The sequence below is a fragment of the Streptococcus sanguinis SK1 = NCTC 7863 genome (genome assembly GCF_000194945.1).
Taxonomy (GTDB): domain Bacteria; phylum Bacillota; class Bacilli; order Lactobacillales; family Streptococcaceae; genus Streptococcus; species Streptococcus sanguinis.
This window is the reverse complement of sequence record NZ_GL878507.1, coordinates 1,044,332-1,065,600: the sequence shown is the minus strand read 5'-3', so window position 1 is coordinate 1,065,600 and position 21,269 is coordinate 1,044,332. Positions and strand designations below refer to the sequence as shown.

The 21,269-nt window shown below is 42.8% G+C and carries 21 protein-coding genes; 19 read left to right on the top strand and 2 right to left on the bottom strand.

The window, feature by feature from the left end:
- Positions 1–3: 3 nt before the first annotated feature.
- Entirely contained in the window at positions 4–1,032 is a 1,029-nt protein-coding gene (gene queA / locus HMPREF9378_RS05885) for a tRNA preQ1(34) S-adenosylmethionine ribosyltransferase-isomerase QueA (protein ID WP_002913767.1), read from the bottom strand.
- Between the two features lie 9 nt (positions 1,033–1,041).
- The gene (locus HMPREF9378_RS11195; RefSeq protein WP_002897949.1) at positions 1,042–1,221 is read right to left on the bottom strand and encodes a hypothetical protein; all 180 of its coding nucleotides are present in this window, start codon (positions 1,219–1,221) and stop codon (positions 1,042–1,044) included.
- 134 nt (positions 1,222–1,355) lie between these two features.
- On the opposite strand from HMPREF9378_RS11195, the gene HMPREF9378_RS05890 reads away from it, so the two are divergent.
- From HMPREF9378_RS05890 to HMPREF9378_RS05975, 19 genes are all read left to right on the top strand, one after another.
- On the top strand, positions 1,356–2,063 hold the full coding sequence (locus HMPREF9378_RS05890; protein ID WP_002913765.1) for a glucosamine-6-phosphate deaminase: 708 nt from the start codon (positions 1,356–1,358) through the stop codon (positions 2,061–2,063).
- Between the two features lie 150 nt (positions 2,064–2,213).
- The gene (locus HMPREF9378_RS05895; RefSeq protein ID WP_080557152.1) at positions 2,214–3,569 is read left to right on the top strand and encodes a DUF1958 domain-containing protein; all 1,356 of its coding nucleotides are present in this window, start codon (positions 2,214–2,216) and stop codon (positions 3,567–3,569) included.
- Between the two features lie 94 nt (positions 3,570–3,663).
- Positions 3,664–4,833, top strand: a complete 1,170-nt coding sequence (locus tag HMPREF9378_RS05900; protein WP_002913760.1) for an MFS transporter — start codon at positions 3,664–3,666, stop codon at positions 4,831–4,833.
- A gap of 116 nt (positions 4,834–4,949) precedes the next feature.
- The gene (locus HMPREF9378_RS05905) at positions 4,950–5,903 is read left to right on the top strand and encodes a competence protein CoiA (RefSeq protein ID WP_032911178.1); all 954 of its coding nucleotides are present in this window, start codon (positions 4,950–4,952) and stop codon (positions 5,901–5,903) included.
- A gap of 155 nt (positions 5,904–6,058) precedes the next feature.
- Positions 6,059–6,469 carry a DUF1310 family protein gene (locus HMPREF9378_RS05910; protein WP_002913758.1) on the top strand — a complete coding sequence of 137 codons (411 nt, stop codon included), beginning with the start codon at positions 6,059–6,061 and terminating at the stop codon, positions 6,467–6,469.
- A 337-nt stretch (positions 6,470–6,806) separates the two neighbouring features.
- Complete coding sequence (locus HMPREF9378_RS05915; protein WP_002913757.1) at positions 6,807–7,214, top strand: DUF1310 family protein; 408 nt, start codon at positions 6,807–6,809, stop codon at positions 7,212–7,214.
- 152 nt (positions 7,215–7,366) lie between these two features.
- The gene (locus tag HMPREF9378_RS05920; RefSeq protein ID WP_002913753.1) at positions 7,367–7,759 is read left to right on the top strand and encodes a DUF1310 family protein; all 393 of its coding nucleotides are present in this window, start codon (positions 7,367–7,369) and stop codon (positions 7,757–7,759) included.
- A 331-nt stretch (positions 7,760–8,090) separates the two neighbouring features.
- Entirely contained in the window at positions 8,091–8,477 is a 387-nt protein-coding gene (locus HMPREF9378_RS05925) for a DUF1310 family protein (protein ID WP_002913751.1), read from the top strand.
- Between the two features lie 195 nt (positions 8,478–8,672).
- Positions 8,673–10,475 (top strand): oligoendopeptidase F, encoded by a 1,803-nt coding sequence (gene pepF, locus HMPREF9378_RS05930; RefSeq protein WP_002913749.1) that lies wholly within the window; start codon positions 8,673–8,675, stop codon positions 10,473–10,475.
- 1 nt (position 10,476) lies between these two features.
- A complete protein-coding gene (locus HMPREF9378_RS05935; protein WP_002913748.1) occupies positions 10,477–11,160 on the top strand; it encodes an O-methyltransferase in 684 nt (227 codons plus the stop codon).
- Positions 11,161–11,273: 113 nt separating this feature from the next.
- Positions 11,274–12,281, top strand: coding sequence for a peptidylprolyl isomerase PrsA (gene prsA / locus HMPREF9378_RS05940; protein ID WP_002913747.1), 1,008 nt, complete (start codon positions 11,274–11,276; stop codon positions 12,279–12,281).
- A 140-nt stretch (positions 12,282–12,421) separates the two neighbouring features.
- On the top strand, positions 12,422–13,003 hold the full coding sequence (locus tag HMPREF9378_RS05945; RefSeq protein WP_002913746.1) for an LURP-one-related/scramblase family protein: 582 nt from the start codon (positions 12,422–12,424) through the stop codon (positions 13,001–13,003).
- Positions 13,004–13,041: 38 nt separating this feature from the next.
- The gene (gene alaS, locus HMPREF9378_RS05950) at positions 13,042–15,660 is read left to right on the top strand and encodes an alanine--tRNA ligase (RefSeq protein WP_002913745.1); all 2,619 of its coding nucleotides are present in this window, start codon (positions 13,042–13,044) and stop codon (positions 15,658–15,660) included.
- A 241-nt stretch (positions 15,661–15,901) separates the two neighbouring features.
- Positions 15,902–16,924, top strand: a complete 1,023-nt coding sequence (gene argC / locus HMPREF9378_RS05955; protein ID WP_002900800.1) for an N-acetyl-gamma-glutamyl-phosphate reductase — start codon at positions 15,902–15,904, stop codon at positions 16,922–16,924.
- Positions 16,925–16,941: 17 nt separating this feature from the next.
- Entirely contained in the window at positions 16,942–18,135 is a 1,194-nt protein-coding gene (gene argJ / locus HMPREF9378_RS05960) for a bifunctional glutamate N-acetyltransferase/amino-acid acetyltransferase ArgJ (protein WP_002900796.1), read from the top strand.
- An 11-nt stretch (positions 18,136–18,146) separates the two neighbouring features.
- Complete coding sequence (argB, locus tag HMPREF9378_RS05965; RefSeq protein ID WP_002900794.1) at positions 18,147–18,884, top strand: acetylglutamate kinase; 738 nt, start codon at positions 18,147–18,149, stop codon at positions 18,882–18,884.
- A 2-nt stretch (positions 18,885–18,886) separates the two neighbouring features.
- Positions 18,887–20,029 carry an acetylornithine transaminase gene (locus HMPREF9378_RS05970; RefSeq protein ID WP_002900791.1) on the top strand — a complete coding sequence of 381 codons (1,143 nt, stop codon included), beginning with the start codon at positions 18,887–18,889 and terminating at the stop codon, positions 20,027–20,029.
- A gap of 156 nt (positions 20,030–20,185) precedes the next feature.
- Positions 20,186–20,395, top strand: a complete 210-nt coding sequence (locus HMPREF9378_RS11885; protein ID WP_009659847.1) for a helix-turn-helix transcriptional regulator — start codon at positions 20,186–20,188, stop codon at positions 20,393–20,395.
- A gap of 97 nt (positions 20,396–20,492) precedes the next feature.
- Positions 20,493–21,257 (top strand): DUF3169 family protein, encoded by a 765-nt coding sequence (locus tag HMPREF9378_RS05975; RefSeq protein ID WP_002913743.1) that lies wholly within the window; start codon positions 20,493–20,495, stop codon positions 21,255–21,257.
- Positions 21,258–21,269 lie beyond the last annotated feature (12 nt).

Below are 21,269 nucleotides of genomic sequence, written 5' to 3'. Positions count from 1 at the left end.
TAGTTATTTGATAAACATAGCATCACCAAAGCTGAAGAAGCGATAGTGCTCAGCAATAGCATGCTCATAAGCTTCAAGCGTTAAGGAACGTCCGGCAAAGGCAGAGACTAACATGACCAGAGTTGACTTGGGCAGGTGGAAGTTGGTTGAAAAAGCATCAACGACCTTCCAATCGTATCCCGGCTTGATAAAAATATTGGTCCAGCCAGAGTCAGCCTGAATCTGACCCTGGAATTTACTGCCAATTGTCTCCAAGGTGCGGATAGATGTTGTTCCGACTGCAATGACACGTCCGCCATTTCCCTTGACCTGACGGAGTGTCTGGGCAGCTTCCTCGGACAGACTGTAAAATTCGGAGTGCATCTCGTGATCATCTAAGCTGTCTACAGAAACCGGTCGGAAAGTTCCCAGTCCGACATGAAGGGTGAGATAGACTAGCTTGACTCCCTTGGCTGCAATCTGCTCCAGCAACTCTTCTGTGAAATGAAGTCCAGCAGTTGGCGCAGCGGCAGAGCCGTTTTCTTTAGCATAGACAGTCTGGTAGCGTTCGCGGTCTGCCAGTTTTTCGTGGATATAAGGCGGAAGCGGCATTTCTCCTAAGCTTTCCAAGACTTCTAGGAAAATCCCTTCATAGGCAAAGCGCACAATTCGGCCACCGTGCTCAAGCTCCTCTATCACAGTAGCAGTTAAGCGGCCATCGCCAAAGGAAATTTGAGCACCTACTCTGAGGCGCTTGGCTGGCTTGGCTAGCACCTCCCAATCATCGCCCTGGGTATTTTTGAGTAGCAGCAGCTCGACATGGCCCCCTGTCTCAGGTTTGATACCATAAAGGCGGGCAGGCAGGACACGCGTATTATTCATCACTAGGGCATCGCCGGGCTGGAGCTGATCAATAATCTGGTCAAAATGCTGGTCGGAGAAGGCTCCCGTTTCTTTATCAACCACTAGCAAGCGGGAAGCATCCCTTTTCTCCAAAGGTGTCTGAGCAATCAGCTCTTCGGGCAAGTCAAAATCAAAATCAGCGGTATTCATCGTATCTCCTTATATTGTTTTCATCAGCCAGAGCAGGTAGGCGGCCAGTAGGAAGGGACTAGCTGTAAGCAAGCCTCCTAAAATCAAACTTACAATCTGCCAGCCTGGTTGTTTTTTCATGAGGAAACTCAAGCTGCAGAGTAAGACTCCGACTAAAAATAAAATCAATAAAACAATCAGTAAAAACATGTCTCTATTATAACACGATTTGCTGCAAAAGGAAGCGAGCATGACTAAAAAGTATGTCTATTTTGCAGACTTTTTCTTGACAAAAATTGGTCTATACCATATAATAAAATTAAGAACAGAAGTGGAGGTAGAAAATGAAAATTATTCAAGTGGAAAACCAAGTAGAAGGTGGTAAAGTGGCTCTTGAGCTGCTCAAAGAAAAGTTGGCTCAGGGGGCAAAAACTTTAGGCTTAGCTACAGGCAGCAGCCCAGAAGGATTTTACAAGCAGATCGTTGAGAGTGACCTTGATTTTTCAGAGATGACCAGTGTCAATCTGGATGAATATGTCGGTTTGCAGGAGGACAATCCTCAATCTTATCGCTATTTCATGAACCAGCACCTCTTTAACCAAAAGCCTTTTAAAGAAAGCTTCCTGCCCAATGGCACAGCGAAAGATTTAGAAGCAGAAGTGGCGCGCTACAATCAGCTTCTAGCAGAGCATCCGGCTGATTTGCAGATTTTGGGAATCGGTACGAATGGTCATATCGGCTTTAATGAGCCGGGGACTAGTTTTGAAAGCCAGACTCACTTAGTGGATCTGACACCGTCCACCATTCAGTCCAATGCTCGATTCTTTGACAAGATGGAGGATGTTCCGACCCAGGCCATTTCCATGGGGGTTGGCAATATCCTAAATGCTAAGTCCATCATCCTCTTTGCTTACGGTTCAGCTAAGGCCAAGGCCATAGCAGGGACTGTTGGGGGTGAGGTGACGGAGGAGCTGCCAGGCAGTGCTCTCCAGAAGCATCCAGATGTTGTGATTATCGCTGATAAGGAAGCGCTTAGCCTGTTAAAACACTAAGATTTTGACGTTGTTGCTATAAAGCGGGCTTTGCCAGATAAAAGTCTCTTAATTTCCTATCTATTTTTTAGGTAGGATTTTTAGATTTATGGTTGACTTTGCGTAAAATATGATATACTAGATAGGTATAATTGTTCTTTGGAGGATCCTGTGAAGAAAAAGCTTTTGTTATTGGGAATTGTGTTCCTGACCTCTTTAGCGCCACTAGCTGCTAGGGCTGATGAATTGGTGGATATGGCTAAAAAGATGTATCCGCATGATAATGTTCAGGCGATTAATCGTCCCAAGTCTTCTCTCGTTATTGACGGTAGTACAGGTGATGTTGTCTGGGAAGATAATGTCGATGAGGTGCGTGATCCTGCTAGTATGAGTAAGCTCATGACGCTTTACTTGGTCTTTGAAGCGATTAAGGAAGGAAAAATCAGCGAAAAGACGGTCATTACAGCTACACCTCAGGATCAGGCCACCGCTAATATTTATGAAATTTCTAATAATAAAATTGTCGCTGGTGTGGACTATACCGTATCTGAGCTGATTACCATGACAATCGTGCCGTCATCCAATGCGACAACCGTCATGCTGGCCAATTATTTATCGGACAATGATCCAGATGCGTTCTTGGATCGGATGAATGCCAAGGCTCAAGAGCTAGGCATGACGAATACCAAGTGGTTCAATGCTAGCGGTGCAGCGGCGGTTTCTTTTAAGGGCTATTATAACCCTCAAAACTATGATAATTATGCTAGCAATCAGACAACAGCCCGTGATTTGGCGATTCTGGCTTACAATTTTGTCAATCACCATCCTGAGATTCTAAACTATACTAATAAAGCCAAGGTTACGGTTAAAGCTGGAACTCCTTACGAGGAAACCTTTGAAACCTATAATTACTCCCTGCCAGGTGCTAAATACGCTCTCAAAGGTGTAGATGGTATGAAGACGGGCTCTAGTCCTAACGGTGCTTTCAACTATATCGCGACCATTAAGCGTGAAGATCAGCGCATGATTGCTGTGATTATGGGAGTCGGTGACTGGTCTGACCAAGACGGTGAGTATTACCGTCATCCTTTTGGTAATGCTTTGATTGAGAAGGCTTATGCGGACTACGAGTACAAAAAACTCTTATCCAAGGGTGAGCAGGAGATTGATGGACAGAAGTATAAGCTACCTGAGGATTTCTACGCTACTGTTAAAAAGGGAACCGAGCCTAAGGTCAAGGTTGAAAACAATGTTCTCAAGGCTGAAAATGGCTTGAAGACCTTGTCTAGCAAGATCTCTGATGAAATGAAAGTCGAGAAAGTTGAGAATCCAGTTGCTCAGGCCATTGAAAATGTGACTGGCAGCAAATCAGAAAGCAAGCCTTGGTATGGCGTGTTCTTCAGCGACAAGATGTTAATTTTGCTGCCTGTTGGAATCCTGCTAATCATTCTGTACTTTGAATACCGCAGTCGTCAAAAACGCAAGGCTGTAAAGCAGGAACGTCGTAGAAATACGGATGTTGAATAAAGGGAATGTCCTCTGTCATATACGAACGGAATGACTTTCCAAGCTAAAACTCAGTTCTTTTGCTGAGTTTTCTTTCTGTTTTAAGGAGATTTTCATGCGAAAAAAGTTTCACAACAGCTATCTAGCTCATTTTTTACTCTTTAATTTTTTCTTTCTAGCCTATTCTCTTTTTTCGACTCTGATATCAGTCTATATGCAGGACTTAGGCTATTCTAATGCCCAAGTATCTATGGTAGTGTCAGCTTCCTTCTTTGCTTCCATGTTGGCTCAGCCGCTGTTTGGGATTCTCAGCGATGCTTTGGGGATTAAAAAGATCTTCCTTTTTAGCTTTCTAGTTATGATGGTTGGGGCTGTATTTTTCATGAAAGCGACTCAGCTTTGGCAGTTACTGGTCTGGTATAGTCTGGTCCTCATGCTGGTTAACGGGGTCAATCCAGTCATGGATGTTCTGGCAGCTCAAAGTCCTTATACTTATGGTAAGATTCGGATTTGGGGAACCATTGGCTATGCTTTAGGCTCTCAGCTGGCAGGATTGATCTATCAAAGAGTCGCACCGCAGGCTATTTTCCCAGTTTTTATTGGCATGATGCTTATCAGCAGCATAGGACTTTTGGGAATCCAGCCCAAGCACGACCGAGCAGCCCTAGAAAGCAGGAATACCCGCAAGCAGACAGGTCTGGGGAAGCTCTTGACCAACAAAACCTATCTCTTTTACCTGCTTTTGGTCGCCCTCTACTCTGGAGTGGGGAATACTGGTCATACCTATATCCCTGCCATGCTACAGCATAGTGGCTTAGAGGTGGATATGGCTTCGACTGTTGTTGCCCTATCAGTTCTGGTTGAAGCGCCTTTTATCTTTTATTCCTATCTCTTTATGGACAAGATTTCGATGAAGAAGCTTCTTTATATCTGTTTGGGAATCATCTTTCTCCAGTACAGCGTTTATGCCTTGGATCTAGGTTTGATTTCGAAAATCGGGATGACTCTCCTTTCCAAGCACGTAACCGGCATGGTTTTGATTATGGTGACTTTAAAAATTGTAGCTGGCTTGGTTGATGAAAAATATCTGGTAACTGCCATTGCTTTGATCCAAACAGCCCGTAGTCTGGGCACTATTCTCATTCAAAATCTGGCTGGCCATTTTCTGGACAGTTGGGGTTACGAAGGAATGAACCTCTTTCTAGCAGCTGTTATCTGTCTAGTCTGTCTGCTGGCCCTCTTTCTAAAATTGCCAGAACGAAAAGGAAATCAATTATTTGGATAATGAAAAACGAGTCGGAGAGATGTTCTCTTGACCCGTTTTTTGATGGTATAGATCTTTTCTCTTTTCTTTTGCGAATATTTTAGTAAATGAGAGAATTTTTTAGAGGGGACTGGGATATGTTTGTGGCGCGAAATCATAAGGGGCTTTTGTGTAATGCTCTGGAGGAGAAGATTGAGAAGGGGGCTGATTTCGTCTGCCCCGCTTGTTCAGGGGCAGTCCGTTTTAAAAAAGGAAAAGTTATGCAGCCGCACTTTGCGCATGTTTCGCTAGAGCAATGTCGTTTTTATAGGGAAAATGAAAGCGCTGAGCACCTGAACCTTAAGGCGGAGCTTTTTCGCTGGGCTGTCCAGACGGAAGAAGTTGAGGTGGAGGCTTTTTTGCCTGCACTGCAGCAAATTGCTGATTTGCTAGTTGATGATAAAAAACTGGCGCTTGAAGTCCAGTGCAGTCCTCTAAGTATAGAACGGCTGCAGGAACGGACGCTTTCTTACCGCCTGCATGGCTATCAGGTCCTCTGGCTCTTGGGGCGAAAACTTTGGCTCAAGGATGCCTTAACCCGCCTGCAGAAGGATTTTCTCTATTTTAGTAAAAATATGGGCTTTCATCTTTGGGAGCTGGATCAGCAAAAACAAGTTCTGCGTCTCAAATACCTGATTCACGAAGATCTGCATGGAAAAGTCCAGCACAAGACCAAGACCTTTCCATTTGGTCAAGGTAGGTTTTTGGATATTTTGCGTTTGCCCTTTCAAAAGCAGAAGATGAACAGCTTTCTGGCCCAGCAAGATCCACAGATATGCAATTATATACGCCGTCAGCTTTATTACCAGCAGCCTAGATGGATGCGGCTGCAGGCCCAGCTCTATCAGGCTGGCGATAATCTCCTGACTAAGTCGGCAGAGGATTTCTATCCGCAGGTTAGGCCGATACAGGCTGCCTCTTTCTGTCAGATAAGTACTGACCTGACAGACTATTATCAGCAGTTTGAGAACTATTATGCCAATCTCCAGCAAAAAAATCTGCAAATTGTTTATTCACCGGCCTTTTATGAGATGACAAGAGAAAATTGCTAAGTATCGTTAGTTTCCCATTGATGAAGCTATAAACTTTTAGCTATCCTTTCAGTTTTAGAATATTTGAGAATCCTGTATAATATAATAAAGTAATAAGTTAGACAGTTAAAAATTCTAAATCGTGCTAATTCAGCTAGCTTTAGAAAATATGAGAAGTGAAAGGTGCTATCATTAAGAAAATTTTTGTCATTTTTCTGACTATCATAACGATTAGCTCGGCTATGTTTTTAGGAGGGTGCAGTATGATAAACAGTCGGTCAGAGAAAGAAAATGAAAATAGTCAGATGATTAAACTTGTAGAAAGCAAAGAGGCTGAAAAAGCATTTTATCATTGGTTCACTTATGTTGATCCTCAAGCATTTAAAAAAGAAGGCTTTATACAAAGTTATGAAATAGATAGAAACTCAATTTCAAAAAATCCAATGAGCGGGATAGATTTCGATATTATAATAAATGGAGATTCTGATTTTATTATTAGCTGCAATATAAATAAAAATAGTGATGGAGAGATAGAAAGCACAAGTGCCACTTATTCTGATAAGTTATCTCAAGCATTGGAAAGATAGGAGTTTGGCATAGTATTAATAGATGACGAAAAATTAAATGATAAGCAACATGTGGATTTTACATTAAAAAAATATCATATTGATTCGAAAACTAAAGATGTGGTAATTAGGGAAGAGGGGAGTGAAATCTAAATTGGCACGGTCTCCCAAATTTACGACAATATTAAGGGTGAGAGAGAATGAGTTTTTGTCTTCATAACTCTTTATCCGTACTGGAGTACTTGAAACTTCTAAAAAATAGTATAACGATGATAAGATAAAACATTAATCTAAATCCATTTTCCCATTTTCGTTAGGACGTCAGTTTGAGCAAAGAAGAGAAACGAAAGGAGCCATTATGAAGAAAATTTTTGTCACTTTTCTGAGTATCATAACGATTAGTTCGGCTATGTTTTTAGGAGGGTGCAGTATGATAAACAGTCGTTCTGAAAAAGAAGAAATGATTCAGATTGCAGAGAGTAAAAAGATGAAGAGTGTTATTGAGGAAGGGCTGAAAAAGATTGACCCTCAAGCATTAACACCTGAAGGGAAAATTAAAAGTTATGAAATTAATAAGAAGTCACTAACTCAGAACCCAATGGGAGGATTAATGTTTGATTTAATCATTAATGGTGACGAAGAAGTAACACTAGGATATGTCATTGGAGAGGACGAAAATGGGAAATTTCACAGAGATGGGACTGTGTGGTCACCGAAGCTTACAAAACTAATGGATGAAGAAAATGTAAATGGCAATGAAGAATAAGGTTTTTCTAGATAACTTCCTAACAATGATTGCGCTATTATGTTCTTTGGAAAAATAGTATAATAATTAATATAAAAAATTAATCTAAATTCGCCTTCTCGTTTTTGTTAAGGAATCGATTTTATCAAAGATGAGAAGCGAAAGGAGTCATTATGAAGAAAATTTTTGTCATTTTTCTGTGTATTATCACGGTCAGTTCAGGCATTATTTTAGGAGGCTGCAGTATGCCAAGCAGTCGGTCGGAAAAAGAAGAAATGATCCAGATTGCGGAAAGTACAAAAATGAAGAAGGCGATTGAGAAAGAGTTGAGAGAACTGGATCCTAAAGCTCTGACAGCAGAAGGGAAGATTAAAACGTATAAAATTGAAAATAATAAATTAGATTTCAATCCGATGGGAGGATTAGACATCTATTTAATAATTAATGATAATAAGAAGTTTGAATTAGACATGACTTTTCAAGAAAATTCAACTACTGGCGAATACGAGACGGGTGGTTATGGCATGTCTCCGGAATTTAACGAGCTAATTAGAGGAGAAAAGTAATACGCCTCATTATAAAAAAACTATTGATGGTAGCGAATATACAGATAAACAACTTGTTGAAGCTTATTTATATGAGTATGAGGGTGTGCATGTTGGTAAAGAATATGATGTAAAAGGGAGGATTATTTAGGCACCGTCTCCCAAATTTATAAAAATATCAAGCGTGATGGAGAACGAGTTTTTGTCTTTACAACTCTTTATCCGTACTGGAGTACTTGAAACTTCTAAAAAATAGTATAAAAATGATAAGATAAAACATTAATCCAAATCCATTTTCCCATTTTCGTTAGGACATCAGTTTGAGTAAAGATAACAAGCTAAAGGAGTCATCATGAAGAAAATTTTTGTCATCTTTCTGAGTATCATCACAATTAGTTCAGCTATGTTTTTAGGAGGTTGCAGTATGCTAAACAGTCGGTCAGAAAAAGAAGAAATGATTCGGATTGCGGAGGGGAAGAAAGCGCAGAGAGCAATAGAAGAATTACTAAGACAGGAAGATCCTAAAGCATTGACAGAGGAGGGGATTATAAAAGAATATTCAATTAACAAAAATGAATTAGACTATAATCCAATGGGTGGCTTAATAGTTGAGCTTATAATAAACGATGACTCGGAATTAACAATTACCACAACATTGGTGGAAGAGTCAGATGGGAAGCTAGAACATACAGGTTATGTAATCTCTGGTGAACTCGCAAAGAAGTTGAGGGGAGAATGACATGACAAATGATAAAGCGTTTAGTGATAGGAAAAATGAACTCTTTGGAATCTAATTTTTGTTTGGTCAGGAATTAGGTTCAAAGAGTTTTTTTATTAATTAAGTCTGTCTGCCTAGCTACTATGTGATTTTGGTACTTGAGTTTTATAAAAAGTAGAATTTTGTGATAGAATAGGGGAGTCGGAGGATTTTTTTATGGCAAAACAAAGAAATGAAATTGAAGAAAAATATACCTGGGATTTGAGTACTATTTTCCCAACAGATGAAGCCTTTGAAGCGGAATTGGCGCAGGTTTCAGAAGAAGTGAAGAAAGCAGCTAGTCTGGCTGGGCATTTGCTGGATTCAGCGGATAGTCTCTTAACAACGACTGAAGTGCAACTGAACTTGATGCGTCGTATTGAAAAGCTTTATTCTTATGCTCATATGAAGAATGACCAGGATACACGTGTGGCTAAGTACCAAGAGTATCAGGCTAAAGGCATGACTCTTTACAGCGATTTTGGTCAAAGCTTTGCCTTCTACGAGCCCGAATTTATGGCGATTACAGAAGAACAGTACCAAGCTTTCCTAGCTGAGAAGCCAGCCCTGCAGCTGTACCAGCATTATTTTGACAAGCTTTTGAAAAAGAAAGCCCACATCCTGACACAGCGCGAAGAGGAGCTATTGGCCGGTGCTGGTGAAATTTTTGGGGCAGCGGGCGAAACCTTTTCTATTTTGGATAATGCAGATATCGTCTTTCCTATAGTGCATGATGAAGATGGAAATGAAGTTCAGCTCAGCCACGGTAACTATATCACCCTGGTCGAGTCTAAGAACCGAGAAGTCCGTAAGGAAGCTTACGAGGCTCTCTACAGAGTATACGAGCAGTATCAGCATACCTATGCTAAGACTCTGCAGACCAATGTCAAGGTTCACAATTACAATGCGAAAGTCCGCAAGTTTTCATCTGCCCGTGAAGCAGCCTTGTCAGCGGACTTCATTCCAGAAAGTGTTTATGACAGCTTAGTTTCAGCTGTCAATAAGCATTTGCCTCTTTTGCAGCGTTATATTGCTTTACGAGCAAAGATTTTAGGCATTTCTGATTTGAAGATGTATGATATGTACACACCTTTGTCAGAGACAGACTACAAGTTCACTTATGAGGAAGCCTTGGCTAAGTCTGAGGAAGTCCTGGCAATTCTGGGTGAGGATTATCTGAGCCGAGTGAAGACAGCTTTTTCAGAGCGCTGGATTGATGTTCATGAAAATCAAGGCAAGCGCTCAGGGGCATACTCTGGCGGTTCTTATGACACCAACGCCTTTATGTTGCTCAACTGGCAGGACACGCTGGATAATCTCTTTACCTTGGTGCACGAGACAGGCCACAGTATGCACTCCAGCTACACCCGTGAGACCCAGCCTTATGTCTATGGAGACTATTCTATCTTCCTAGCTGAGATTGCTTCGACGACCAATGAAAACATCCTGACAGAAAAGCTCTTGGAAGAAGTAGAAGATGATGCTACCCGCTTTGCTATCCTCAATCACTTCTTGGATGGCTTTAGAGGTACGGTCTTCCGTCAAACCCAGTTTGCTGAGTTTGAACATGCTATCCACAAGGCTGACCAAGAAGGTCAAGTCTTGACCGGCGAGTTTCTCAATGAGCTCTACGCTGACTTGAACGAAAAATACTATGGACTGAAAAAAGAAGACAATCCACAGATTCAGTACGAATGGGCTCGGATTCCTCATTTCTACTATGATTACTATGTTTTCCAATATTCGACAGGATTTTCAGCGGCTTCTGCCTTGGCTGAAAAGATTGTCCATGGCAGTCAGGAAGACAAGGATAAGTATCTGGACTATCTGAAAGCTGGGAACTCTGACTATCCGCTCAATGTCATCAAAAAAGCAGGTGTGGATATGGAAAAGGAAGACTACCTAAATGCTGCTTTTTCTGTCTTTGAGCGTCGTCTGGATGAATTTGAAGCCTTGGTAGAAAAGTTGGGACTGGCATAAGATGGTCGAGACTTATAATCAAAACTCTAATCCCAATATGCGCCGGCCAGTGGTCAAAGAAGAAGTCGTAGACTTTATGAGACAGCGTCTCCAGCCGGTCACTGGTGGACTCAAGGAGCTGGAGGATTTCGCCAGAGCTGAAAATGTGCCAGTGATTCCCCATGAGACAGTGGCTTACTTCCGCCTGCTAGTCGAAAGTTTCCAACCAAAGAAGATTTTAGAAATCGGTACTGCTATTGGTTTTTCGACCCTTTTGATGGCAGAACATGCTCCTCAGGCTCAGATTACGACTATTGACCGCAATCCAGAGATGATTGAGCTGGCCAAGGCTAATTTTGCTAAGTATGACAGCCGTCAGCAGATCACCCTGCTGGAAGGGGATGCGGTGGATCTGCTTGAGACACTGGAGGATTCCTACGACCTTGTCTTTATGGACTCTGCCAAGTCCAAGTATGTGGTCTTTCTGCCCCAAGTCCTCAAGCGCCTTAATCCTGGTGGCCTGGTCCTCATTGATGATGTCTTTCAAGGAGGAGATGTTGCCAAGCCTTTTGAAGAAATTAAGCGTGGTCAACGAGCTATTTACCGAGGACTGCACAGTCTTTTTGACGCAACTTTGGACAGTCCAGATTTAACTTCCAGTCTGCTTCCCTTGGGAGATGGTCTGCTTATGATTAGAAAAAAATGACATCTCTGATTTTTTCCTAATTTCCAAAAATTTTTAGTAAAATTTAAGATATCAATTCAAATTTGTGCTACAATAGAAAACGTGAACTTTTAAGAATAAGGAGTCAATATAAAATGAAGAAAAAAATATTTGCAGGAGCTGTGACACTCTTGTCAGTCGCTGTATTAGCAGCATGTTCTAACTCAGAAGGCAAGGACATCGTGACCATGAAAGGAAACACGATTACTGTCAATGAATTTTACGATCAAGTGAAAAACAATGGTGCAGCTCAGCAGGTCTTGCTGCAGATGGCTATCAAAGACATCTTTGAAGAAAAATACGGCAAAGACGTCAAAGACAAGGATGTTAAGGATGCTTTCGAAAAGTCTAAAACTGCTTACGGTACAGCTTTTGCCCAAGTCTTGGCTCAAAACGGATTGACCGAAGATGCCTACAAGGAGCAAATCCGCACCAATATGCTGGTAGAGCATGCTGTTAAGAAGGCTGCTGAAAAAGAGCTGACTGACGAAAACTACAAGGCTGCCTTTGAAAACTACACGCCAGAAGTAACAGCTCAAATCATTAAGGTTGACAGCGAAGACAAAGGTAAGGAAGTCCTTGAAAAAGCTAAAGCTGAAGGAGCAGACTTCAGTCAAATCGCTAAGGAAAACTCTACCGATGCTGCCACTAAGGAAAAAGGCGGAGAAATCAAGTTTGACTCTGGCTCTACTGATGTTCCAGATGCTGTCAAAAAAGCTGCCTTTGCTTTGGAAGAAAATGGCGTTTCAGACCTTGTGACTGTGCCAGATTCACAGTATTCAGCAAGCTACTATATTGTTAAGCTGGTCAAGAAGTCAGAGAAATCTTCTAACTGGAAAGACTACAAAGATAAACTGAAAAAGATTATCATTGCACAAAAAGAAAAAGATACTAGCTTTATCCAAAGCGTTGTAGCTAAAGAGCTGAAAGATGCCAACATCAAGGTTAAGGACAGTGCTTTCCAATCTGTCTTTGCTCAGTATATTGAAACGACAGGTTCTTCAACTTCTTCATCAAGTGCTGCCAGCAGCTCAAAGACTTCTGAATCTAGCTCAGCAGCTGAAAGCAGTTCAGAAGAAGCTTCATCCTCAGCCGCAGAATAAGGTTGACGAAAAGACAATAAGCAAGTATAATAAGACTGGTGAGAATTGATTTTTCAAGTTCTTAGTTCAGAGAATTGGCGGTGCTGCGAGCCATCTGAGACGGAGAATCATGCTACTCATCTAGCAAAATAGAATACGAAATGAGAATGACAAGTTCATTGAATGAAGGTGGTACCGCGGTTTTTCGCCCTTCGGACAAGGAACTTGTCTTTTATGTTGACTCTGGAGGTAACATAATGAAAACCTATCTTGTCAAACAGAAATTTCGCTTAGGCGGCGAACGCTTTGATATCAAGGACGATCGAGGGAATGTGGATTACCAAGTGGAAGGCTCTTTCTTCCAGATTCCTAAGACCTTTACTATCTATGATAGTCAGGGTCAAATCGTCAGTCGGATTACCAAGACCCTTATAACCCTCCTGCCCCAGTTTGAAATTAAACTCAGCAGCGGGCATAGCTTTTATATCCGTAAGAAATTCTCTTTTTTGCGTGATAAATATAAATTTGATAATTTGGGTCTTCGAGTTGAAGGGAATATCTGGGATTTAAACTTTCGTCTGCTGGATGACAGCAATCAAGTCGTTGCAGAGATTACCAAGGAACTCTTCCATCTAACCTCTACTTATCAGGTGAGTGTCTATGATGTGACTTATTCAGATTTGGTGATTTCCCTCTGTGTCGCTATTGATTATGTTGAAATGCTGGAAAGTTCGTCGTCATAATGCAATTATTTTTAGAAAAAAATTAAGGAGAAAAAGAAATGAAACAAATGTCAAGTGCTCAGGTTCGTCAAATGTGGCTGGATTTTTGGGCAAGTAAAGGTCATGCAGTAGAACCGTCTGTCAGCTTGGTGCCGGTCAACGATCCAACCTTGCTCTGGATTAATTCTGGTGTAGCAACCCTCAAGAAATACTTTGACGGAACCATTATTCCAGAGAATCCTCGGATTACCAATGCTCAAAAGGCCATTCGGACCAACGATATTGAAAATGTCGGAAAGACTGCCCGCCACCATACTATGTTTGAAATGCTGGGCAACTTCTCTATCGGTGATTACTTCCGCGATGAAGCGATTGAGTGGGCTTACGAGCTTTTGACTAGCCCTGAGTGGTTTGATTTTCCCAAAGACAAGCTCTACATGACCTACTATCCAGACGATAAGGACTCTTACAACCGCTGGATTGCTATGGGAGTTGAGCCCAGTCATTTGATTCCGATTGAGGACAACTTCTGGGAAATCGGTGCGGGACCTTCTGGGCCGGATACAGAGATTTTCTTTGACCGAGGTGAGGCTTTTGATCCAGAAAATATTGGGGTCCGTCTCTTAGAAGAAGATATTGAAAACGACCGTTATATCGAAATCTGGAATATCGTTTTGTCACAATTCAACGCTGACCCTGCTGTACCGCGTAGTGAATACAAGGAATTACCACATAAGAACATTGATACGGGCGCAGGTTTGGAGCGTTTGGTCGCTGTTATCCAAGGGGCTAAGACCAACTTTGAGACCGACCTCTTTATGCCAATCATTCGTGAAGTAGAGAAACTGTCTGGCAAGGTCTATGATCAAGATGGCGACAATATGAGTTTCAAGGTTATCGCAGACCATATCCGCTCGCTCTCCTTTGCCATTGGTGATGGCGCACTTCCTGGAAATGAAGGCCGTGGCTATGTCCTTCGTCGTCTGCTTCGTCGTGCTTCAATGCATGGTCAAAAATTGGGTATCAATGAGCCTTTCCTTTACAAACTGGTTCCAACTGTGGGCAAGATTATGGAAAGCTACTACCCAGAAGTTCTTGAAAAGCAAGACTTTATCGAAAAGATTATCAAGAGTGAGGAAGAATCTTTTGCTCGTACTCTGCACTCTGGTCAACACTTTGCAGAAACAATTGTGGCAGATTTGAAAGCTAAGGGACAAACTGTTATTGCTGGTCAAGATGCCTTTAAACTCTACGATACTTACGGTTTTCCGCTGGAGTTGACCGAAGAAATCGCTGAAGAAGCAGGCATGACTGTGGATCGTGCTGGCTTTGAAGCGGCTATGAAAGAGCAGCAGGATCGGGCGCGTGCTTCTGTCGTCAAGGGCGGCTCAATGGGGATGCAAAATGAAACCCTGCAGGCCATCACTGTAGAGAGTGTCTTTAACTACGAAAAAGAAGAGCTAACTGCTGAACTCCTTGCTATTGTAGCAGATGATGCAGCAGTGGAGTCTGTTGAGTCAGGGACAGCTGCCCTCATCTTTGCAGAAACGCCATTCTATGCAGAAATGGGTGGTCAGGTGGCCGACCACGGTCAAATCTTTGATGGAGCAGGCAATTTGGTAGCGCAAGTTACGGATGTGCAAAAGGCACCAAATGGTCAGCCACTGCATACTGTAGAAGTCTTGGATCCTCTGGCTCTGGGTCAAAGCTATAAACTGGAAATTGACCACAGCCGTCGCCACCGTGTTATGAAGAACCATACGGCGACTCACCTCTTACATGCAGCCCTGCATAATGTTCTTGGTAACCATGCAACCCAAGCAGGCTCTCTGAACGAAGTAGAATTCCTGCGCTTTGACTTTACGCATTTCCAAGCAGTGACAGCAGAAGAGCTGCGTGCTATTGAGCAAGAAGTCAATGAGAAAATCTGGGAAGCCCTTGCCATTGAGACAGTAGAGACAGATATTGACACAGCTAAGAAAATGGGTGCCATGGCGCTCTTTGGCGAAAAGTATGGTAAAGAAGTTCGCGTCGTAACCATCGGTGACTACTCTGTCGAGCTTTGCGGAGGAACGCACGTAGGCAACACTTCTGAAATCGGTATTTTCAAGATTGTCAAAGAAGAGGGGATCGGATCCGGAACTCGTCGTATCTTGGCGGTCACCAGCAAGGAAGCTTTCACAGCCTATCGTGAGGAAGAGGAGGCGCTCAAGGCTATCGCAGCAACCCTTAAGGCACCGCAAATCAAGGAAGTGCCTCACAAGGTAGAAGCGTTGCAAGAGCAGCTACGTCAACTCCAAAAAGAGAATGCAGAGCTCAAGGAAAAGGCAGCAGCAGCGGCCTCTGGTGAAGTCTTCAAGAATGTTCAAGAAGCAAATGGACATAGCTTTATTGCTAGTCAGGTCTCTGTTTCTGATGCAGGTGCCCTGCGTACCTTTGCGGACACTTGGAAGCAGAAGGACTATTCAGATGTTCTTATACTGGTCGCAGCAATTGGTGACAAGGTCAATGTTCTTGCAGCCAGCAAGACCAAGGACATCCATGCTGGTAATCTGATTAAGGAATTGGCACCGATTGTAGATGGTCGAGGCGGCGGTAAGCCAGACATGGCTATGGCCGGCGGCAGCAAGCAATCAGCTATTCCAGACCTGCTAGCAGCAGTTGCTGAGAAGTTGTAATATTAGATAACAGATAGATGAAAAGGTCTGCTCTTTGGGCAGATCTTTTTTTGTACTCTTAGCTCTCTTACTTCTCTATATGAGAAGCAAATAGGCTACTTTTCGGCAAGAAATTATGAATTGTTTTAGAATAAATAATGATATTTTCAAAAATATTGCATAAAAATACAGAAAATACTTGACAAAGGGAAAATATACGAGTAAAATAAAACGCATATTTATACGGAGGTGTTTTAAAAATATGCGAATTTCGATTGTAGGAATTACTGGTTACTCAGGAATGGAACTCCTCCGTATTTTACTGCAACATCCGAAGGCAGAAGTCGTTTCCCTTCATGCCAGCCAAGATATGGAGGCTCCTGTGTCAGAGTTTTATCCTCATTTGAAGGGGATTTGCGACCTGAAAATAGAAGCTTTTGACAGTCAAGAAATTATGCGACGAGCAGATCTTGTTTTCTTTGCAACGTCAAGCGGAGTGGCTAAAGATTTGTCAAAAGACTTTGTAGAAGCAGGATTTCCAGTCATTGACCTATCTGGCGATCATCGTTTGCCAGGGAATATTTATAAAAAATGGTATCAGAAAGAGCCAGCTGAAGTCCATGTTCAAAAAGAGTTTATTTATGGACTGTCTGAATTTACAGATATCAGAGGGAAGCGATTTATTGCCAATCCCGGCTGCTATGCGACAGCTACAGAGTTGGCCTTGATTCCTTTGCTGCAGGCTCAGGCGATTGAGCTTGACTCCATTATTGTCGACGCCAAGAGCGGTTTGACAGGGGCAGGGAAAAATCCAGCTGCATCCAGCCATTTTGTCCATGTGCATGACAATTATGTGACTTACAAGCTGAATCAGCATCAGCATATTCCAGAGATTGTGCAGCAGTTGCAGCGTTTTGATAAGAGATTGCAGCAGATTCAGTTTTCAACTTCCCTTATTCCGCTCAATCGTGGCATCGTGGCGACAGTTTATAGTAAGTTGAAAGCCCCTTTGACTCGAGAAGAGCTGGCTGCTATTTACCAAGATTGCTATCAGGACAAGCCTTTTGTCCGTATCCAAGCAGCTCTGCCGAATCTGCACCAGGTTGTAGGTACTAATTATACAGATATTGGTTTTGACTATAATCCTGTGACAAATATTTTAACTGTAGTGGCTGTGCTGGATAACCTGATTAAGGGGGCTGCTGGTCAGGCGGTTCAAAATATGAATCTGATGCTGGGCTTTCCCGAAAAAGATGGCCTGCTCAGTCAACCGTCCTATGTCTAGATGAGAAAGGGTTAGATATGAAGATTATTGATGGAACGATTGCCAGTCCGCTAGGCTTTTCAGCTGACGGTTTACACGCTGGCTTTAAGAAAAAGAAGTTGGATTTTTGCTGGATTGTATCAGAAGTACCGGCCAGTGTGGCAGGAGTCTATACGACCAATAAGGTCATTGCTGCTCCGCTTCTAGTGACCAAAGCATCAATTCAAAAGAGCCAGAAATTGCAGGCAATAGTGGTTAATTCTGGTGTTGCCAATTCCTGTACAGGCCAGCAGGGGCTGGACGCCGCCTATGAAATGCAGCGTTTGACTGCCCAAAAGCTGAAGATTGAGCCTGACTTGGTTGGTCTGGCTTCTACAGGAGTCATCGGCGAGCAGCTTCCAATGAATGCTCTGAAAAATGGTCTGTCACAGATTCTGGTGAGTGGCAAGGCAGAAGATTTTGCTGAGGCTATCTTGACGACGGATACTTGTACCAAGACCTGTGTAGTCACAGAAGAGTTTGGCTCAGACCTGGTGACTATGGCGGGAGTAGCCAAGGGCTCGGGCATGATTCATCCGAATATGGCGACTATGCTGGCCTTTATCACCTGTGATGCCAATATTTCCAGTGCTACCTTGCAAAAGGCTCTCAGTCAGCATGTGGAGACGACTTTCAACCAAATCACGGTGGATGGCGATACATCGACTAATGACATGGTATTAGTCATGGCAAATGGCTGCCGACAAAACGAAGAAATTCTACCAGATACGGAAGAATTTGAAAAGTTTTCTAAGATGCTCCGCTATCTTATGGCTGACTTGGCTAAGAAAATTGCCAAGGATGGCGAGGGAGCGACCAAGCTGATTGAAGTTAATGTGCTGCATGCCAAGGATGAACAGAGCGGCCGTATGATTGCTAAGAGTGTCGTTGGCTCTAGCTTGGTCAAAACGGCTATTTTTGGTCAAGATCCCAATTGGGGACGAATCTTAGCAGCTATCGGCTATGCGGGAGCAGATGTCTCGGTAGATAATATTGATATTTGGATTGAGGGGATTCCAGTTATGCAGGCTTCTAGCCCTGTGGCTTTTGACCCCGAGGAAACAAGTGATGCCATGGCTGGGGAGCTGCTGACCTTGACCATTGACCTACACGATGGGGAAGCTGAAGCTCAGGCCTGGGGCTGCGATCTATCCTATGATTATGTGAAAATCAACGCCCTCTATAGAACTTAAGGAGAAATGCAATGAAAGATGTGATTGTTATAAAAATTGGCGGTGTTGCTGCGCAAAAGCTGTCTACTAAGTTTATCAAGCAAATGCAAGCGTGGATAGCAGCTGGTAAGAAAATCGTGGTCGTTCACGGGGGTGGTCTGGTCATAAACCAACTTATGAAAGAGCGCCAGCTGCCTACTCGTAAGGTTAAGGGGTTGCGAGTGACAGCTAAGTCTGATTTACCCATTATTGAGCAGGCTTTGCTAGGTCAAGTCGGCCGGACGTTGACACAAGAACTGAACGACTCAGATATTGAAAGCCTTCAGCTGGTTTCTCATTTGGGAAAGACAGTTTCGGCAGATTTTATCAATAAAGACCTCTATGGCTATGTCGGTCAGGTGACGGCGATTCAAACTGCCTATCTAGAGCAGCTGCTAGCTGAGGACATAGTCCCAGTGCTAGCTTCGCTAGGAGAAAATGCAGCTGGCGAGCTCTTAAATATCAATGCAGACTATCTTGCTGCGGCAGTTGCTAGTAGTTTGCAGGCAGAGAAGCTGATCTTGATGACAGATATAGAAGGGGTTCTAGAGGACAAAAAAGTTCTGCCCCAGATTCTGACCAGTCAGGTGTCCAAGAAGATTCAGACAGGTGTCATCAAGGGCGGCATGATTCCTAAGATTGAGAGTGCTGTCCAGACTGTGCTTTCCGGTGTCGGGCAGGTTCTGATTGGTGACAATCTTTCGACAGGCACCTTGATAGCAGAGGGATAACGATGACTTATTTATTTGAAAACTACAAGAGGGCACCTATTGAGTTTGTTAAAGCAGAGGGCTCCTATCTGATTGACAGTGAGGGAAAGGCTTATTTGGACTTTTCATCGGGGATTGGCGTAACCAATCTTGGCTTTCACCCGCAGGTTCAGCAGGCTTTGCTCCAGCAAGCAGGGCGCATCTGGCATAGTCCCAATCTCTATCTTAGCTCTCTGCAAGAGCAGGTGGCTCAGGAACTGGCAGTTTCTTATAATTATTTGGCATTTTTCTGCAATAGCGGAGCAGAAGCCAATGAAGCTGCTATTAAGCTAGCCCGCAAAGCTACTGGCAAGCAAGGTATTATCACTTTTCAGCAATCCTTTCACGGTCGGACCTTTGGTGCTATGGCCGCAACAGGACAGGATAAGATCAAGAAAGGATTTGGTGATGGTGTGCCCCATTTCAGCTATGCGGTTTACAATGATCTAGCTAGCGTAGAAAAGTTGGTCAATCAGGATACGGCAGCTGTCATGCTGGAATTGGTCCAAGGAGAATCGGGGGTTCGTCCAGCAGAAGTAACCTTTGTCAAAAACTTGGCTGATTTTTGCCGACGAGAGGAGATTTTGCTGATTGTTGATGAGGTCCAGACAGGTATGGGGCGCACGGGTCAGCTTTATTCCTTTGAGCATTATGGGATTATACCGGATATTGTTACACTGGCTAAGGGGCTGGCCAATGGCTTGCCCGCTGGCGCTCTATTAGGAAAATCTAGCTTGGCTCCGGCTTTTGGACCTGGCAGTCATGGTTCTACCTTTGGTGGCAATAAATTAGCCATGGCAGCTGCCTTGGAGACTTTGCATATCATGAAAGAGGCAGGCTTTCTGGAAGAAGTCAGATCTAAGAGTGATATCTTATTGGAGCAGCTGCAGCTTGCTTTTCAGAATCATCCAAAGATTTCTGCTGTTCGCGGTCTGGGCATGATGATTGGGATTGAAACAAGTGTCAGTCTGTCAAAGGTTGTTGAAGCCGCTCGTCAGAAGGGCTTGATTATCCTGACAGCCGGAGAGAATGTTATCCGTCTCCTGCCGCCTTTGACTATCAGCAGGGAGGAAATTCAGCAGGGGATTGCTGTTTTAAAAGAAGTGTTTTATGAAGTTGATGAATAAAGGAAAAGAATTCAGTTTGAGCTGGATTCTTTTTTGTCTATGATAATGGTGTTTTTGACAATGATTATTATTTTTTTGACAAAGATACTTGTCAAAAAGAAAAGAATCTGTTACAATGATTTTATCCAAGGGAGAATAATAAATAAGGAGTTTATGATGCAGCTTAGAAATCGACTCAAGGAGTTGAGGGCGCGTGACGGTCTCAACCAGACAGAACTGGCTAAGCTGGCCGGTGTTTCCAGGCAGACAATCAGCCTTATAGAGAGAGGCGAATATACCCCATCGATTGTGATTGCCCTTAAGATCGCCCATATTTTCAATGAAAACGTTGAGAATGTCTTTCGGCTGGTGGAGGAAGCAGAATGAAGAACCAATTAAGATTCATTTCAACAGGAGCTAAAACAGTCCTTCAGCCTCAGCATTCTTGTATCATCTATTGTAAAAAAATAAAGGAGAAGAAGTCGTGAAAGAGCAAAAACGTATATCTAAACAGAAAAGAGTTTTATATAATGTCCTTATATTGCTAGCTGGAGCTTTTATAGGTGGTCTGTCTATTTTGTTTTCTGAAACTGGTCTGCTAAAAAACATAAGTTGGTCGACTATTTTTACTGTTCAACTGCTGCGCCAGTTAGGTCGGGCTAGTCTTATCATCCTCTATCCATTGGTCTTTTTCTTGATTTATCGGACTCGTAAATACAATGAAGCCTATGAAAAAGAAGCAGATGAGGATAAGAATTATGAATGGTACCGGCTAACCTTTAAAAATCTGGAATATGCGGGCATTGTCTTTAATATCAGCAGTGCTATCGTTCTTTTTACGATTTTAGTTGGAGTTGTTTATATCGAGAATATCACTAATCATAAGAGCCCGCTTCAGTGGAGTCTTATAGATTATGCGATTGCCTTTCTTTATATTATTTTGCAAGTTGTCTTTTTAAAGACAGTTCAGAAGGTGCGGCACTATAAGCTATCAGCCTTTCCGACTACTGAGGAAATAAAAGAATTTGTGCTCTCTTATGATGAGTCAGAGCTGCAAGCCAATTATGAACAGTGCTATCTTATTCTCTTCAATGTAAATCAGAGACTTCTGCCAATCCTCTATATTGTTTTAGGGATAGTGGGAACTTTCACCCCCCTCAATGTCGTTTCCGGTTTTGTCGTCCTAGTGGTGATCCATATCTATATCAATCTTATGTATTATCCAATGGTAAGAAAATATTTCAAATAAGCTTATTTCCCG

What these genes read in the sequence shown, in the direction of transcription:
- queA (WP_002913767.1), bottom strand. Translation starts at nt 1,032, where the DNA reads ATGAATACCGCTGATTTTGATTTTGACTTGCCCGAAGAGCTGATTGCT.
- HMPREF9378_RS11195 (WP_002897949.1), bottom strand. Translation starts at nt 1,221, where the DNA reads ATGTTTTTACTGATTGTTTTATTGATTTTATTTTTAGTCGGAGTCTTA.
- HMPREF9378_RS05890 (WP_002913765.1), top strand. Translation starts at nt 1,356, where the DNA reads ATGAAAATTATTCAAGTGGAAAACCAAGTAGAAGGTGGTAAAGTGGCT.
- HMPREF9378_RS05900 (WP_002913760.1), top strand. Translation starts at nt 3,664, where the DNA reads ATGCGAAAAAAGTTTCACAACAGCTATCTAGCTCATTTTTTACTCTTT.
- HMPREF9378_RS05905 (WP_032911178.1), top strand. Translation starts at nt 4,950, where the DNA reads ATGTTTGTGGCGCGAAATCATAAGGGGCTTTTGTGTAATGCTCTGGAG.
- HMPREF9378_RS05915 (WP_002913757.1), top strand. Translation starts at nt 6,807, where the DNA reads ATGAAGAAAATTTTTGTCACTTTTCTGAGTATCATAACGATTAGTTCG.
- HMPREF9378_RS05920 (WP_002913753.1), top strand. Translation starts at nt 7,367, where the DNA reads ATGAAGAAAATTTTTGTCATTTTTCTGTGTATTATCACGGTCAGTTCA.
- HMPREF9378_RS05925 (WP_002913751.1), top strand. Translation starts at nt 8,091, where the DNA reads ATGAAGAAAATTTTTGTCATCTTTCTGAGTATCATCACAATTAGTTCA.
- pepF (WP_002913749.1), top strand. Translation starts at nt 8,673, where the DNA reads ATGGCAAAACAAAGAAATGAAATTGAAGAAAAATATACCTGGGATTTG.
- HMPREF9378_RS05935 (WP_002913748.1), top strand. Translation starts at nt 10,477, where the DNA reads ATGGTCGAGACTTATAATCAAAACTCTAATCCCAATATGCGCCGGCCA.
- prsA (WP_002913747.1), top strand. Translation starts at nt 11,274, where the DNA reads ATGAAGAAAAAAATATTTGCAGGAGCTGTGACACTCTTGTCAGTCGCT.
- HMPREF9378_RS05945 (WP_002913746.1), top strand. Translation starts at nt 12,422, where the DNA reads ATGAGAATGACAAGTTCATTGAATGAAGGTGGTACCGCGGTTTTTCGC.
- alaS (WP_002913745.1), top strand. Translation starts at nt 13,042, where the DNA reads ATGAAACAAATGTCAAGTGCTCAGGTTCGTCAAATGTGGCTGGATTTT.
- argC (WP_002900800.1), top strand. Translation starts at nt 15,902, where the DNA reads ATGCGAATTTCGATTGTAGGAATTACTGGTTACTCAGGAATGGAACTC.
- argJ (WP_002900796.1), top strand. Translation starts at nt 16,942, where the DNA reads ATGAAGATTATTGATGGAACGATTGCCAGTCCGCTAGGCTTTTCAGCT.
- argB (WP_002900794.1), top strand. Translation starts at nt 18,147, where the DNA reads ATGAAAGATGTGATTGTTATAAAAATTGGCGGTGTTGCTGCGCAAAAG.
- HMPREF9378_RS05970 (WP_002900791.1), top strand. Translation starts at nt 18,887, where the DNA reads ATGACTTATTTATTTGAAAACTACAAGAGGGCACCTATTGAGTTTGTT.
- HMPREF9378_RS11885 (WP_009659847.1), top strand. Translation starts at nt 20,186, where the DNA reads ATGCAGCTTAGAAATCGACTCAAGGAGTTGAGGGCGCGTGACGGTCTC.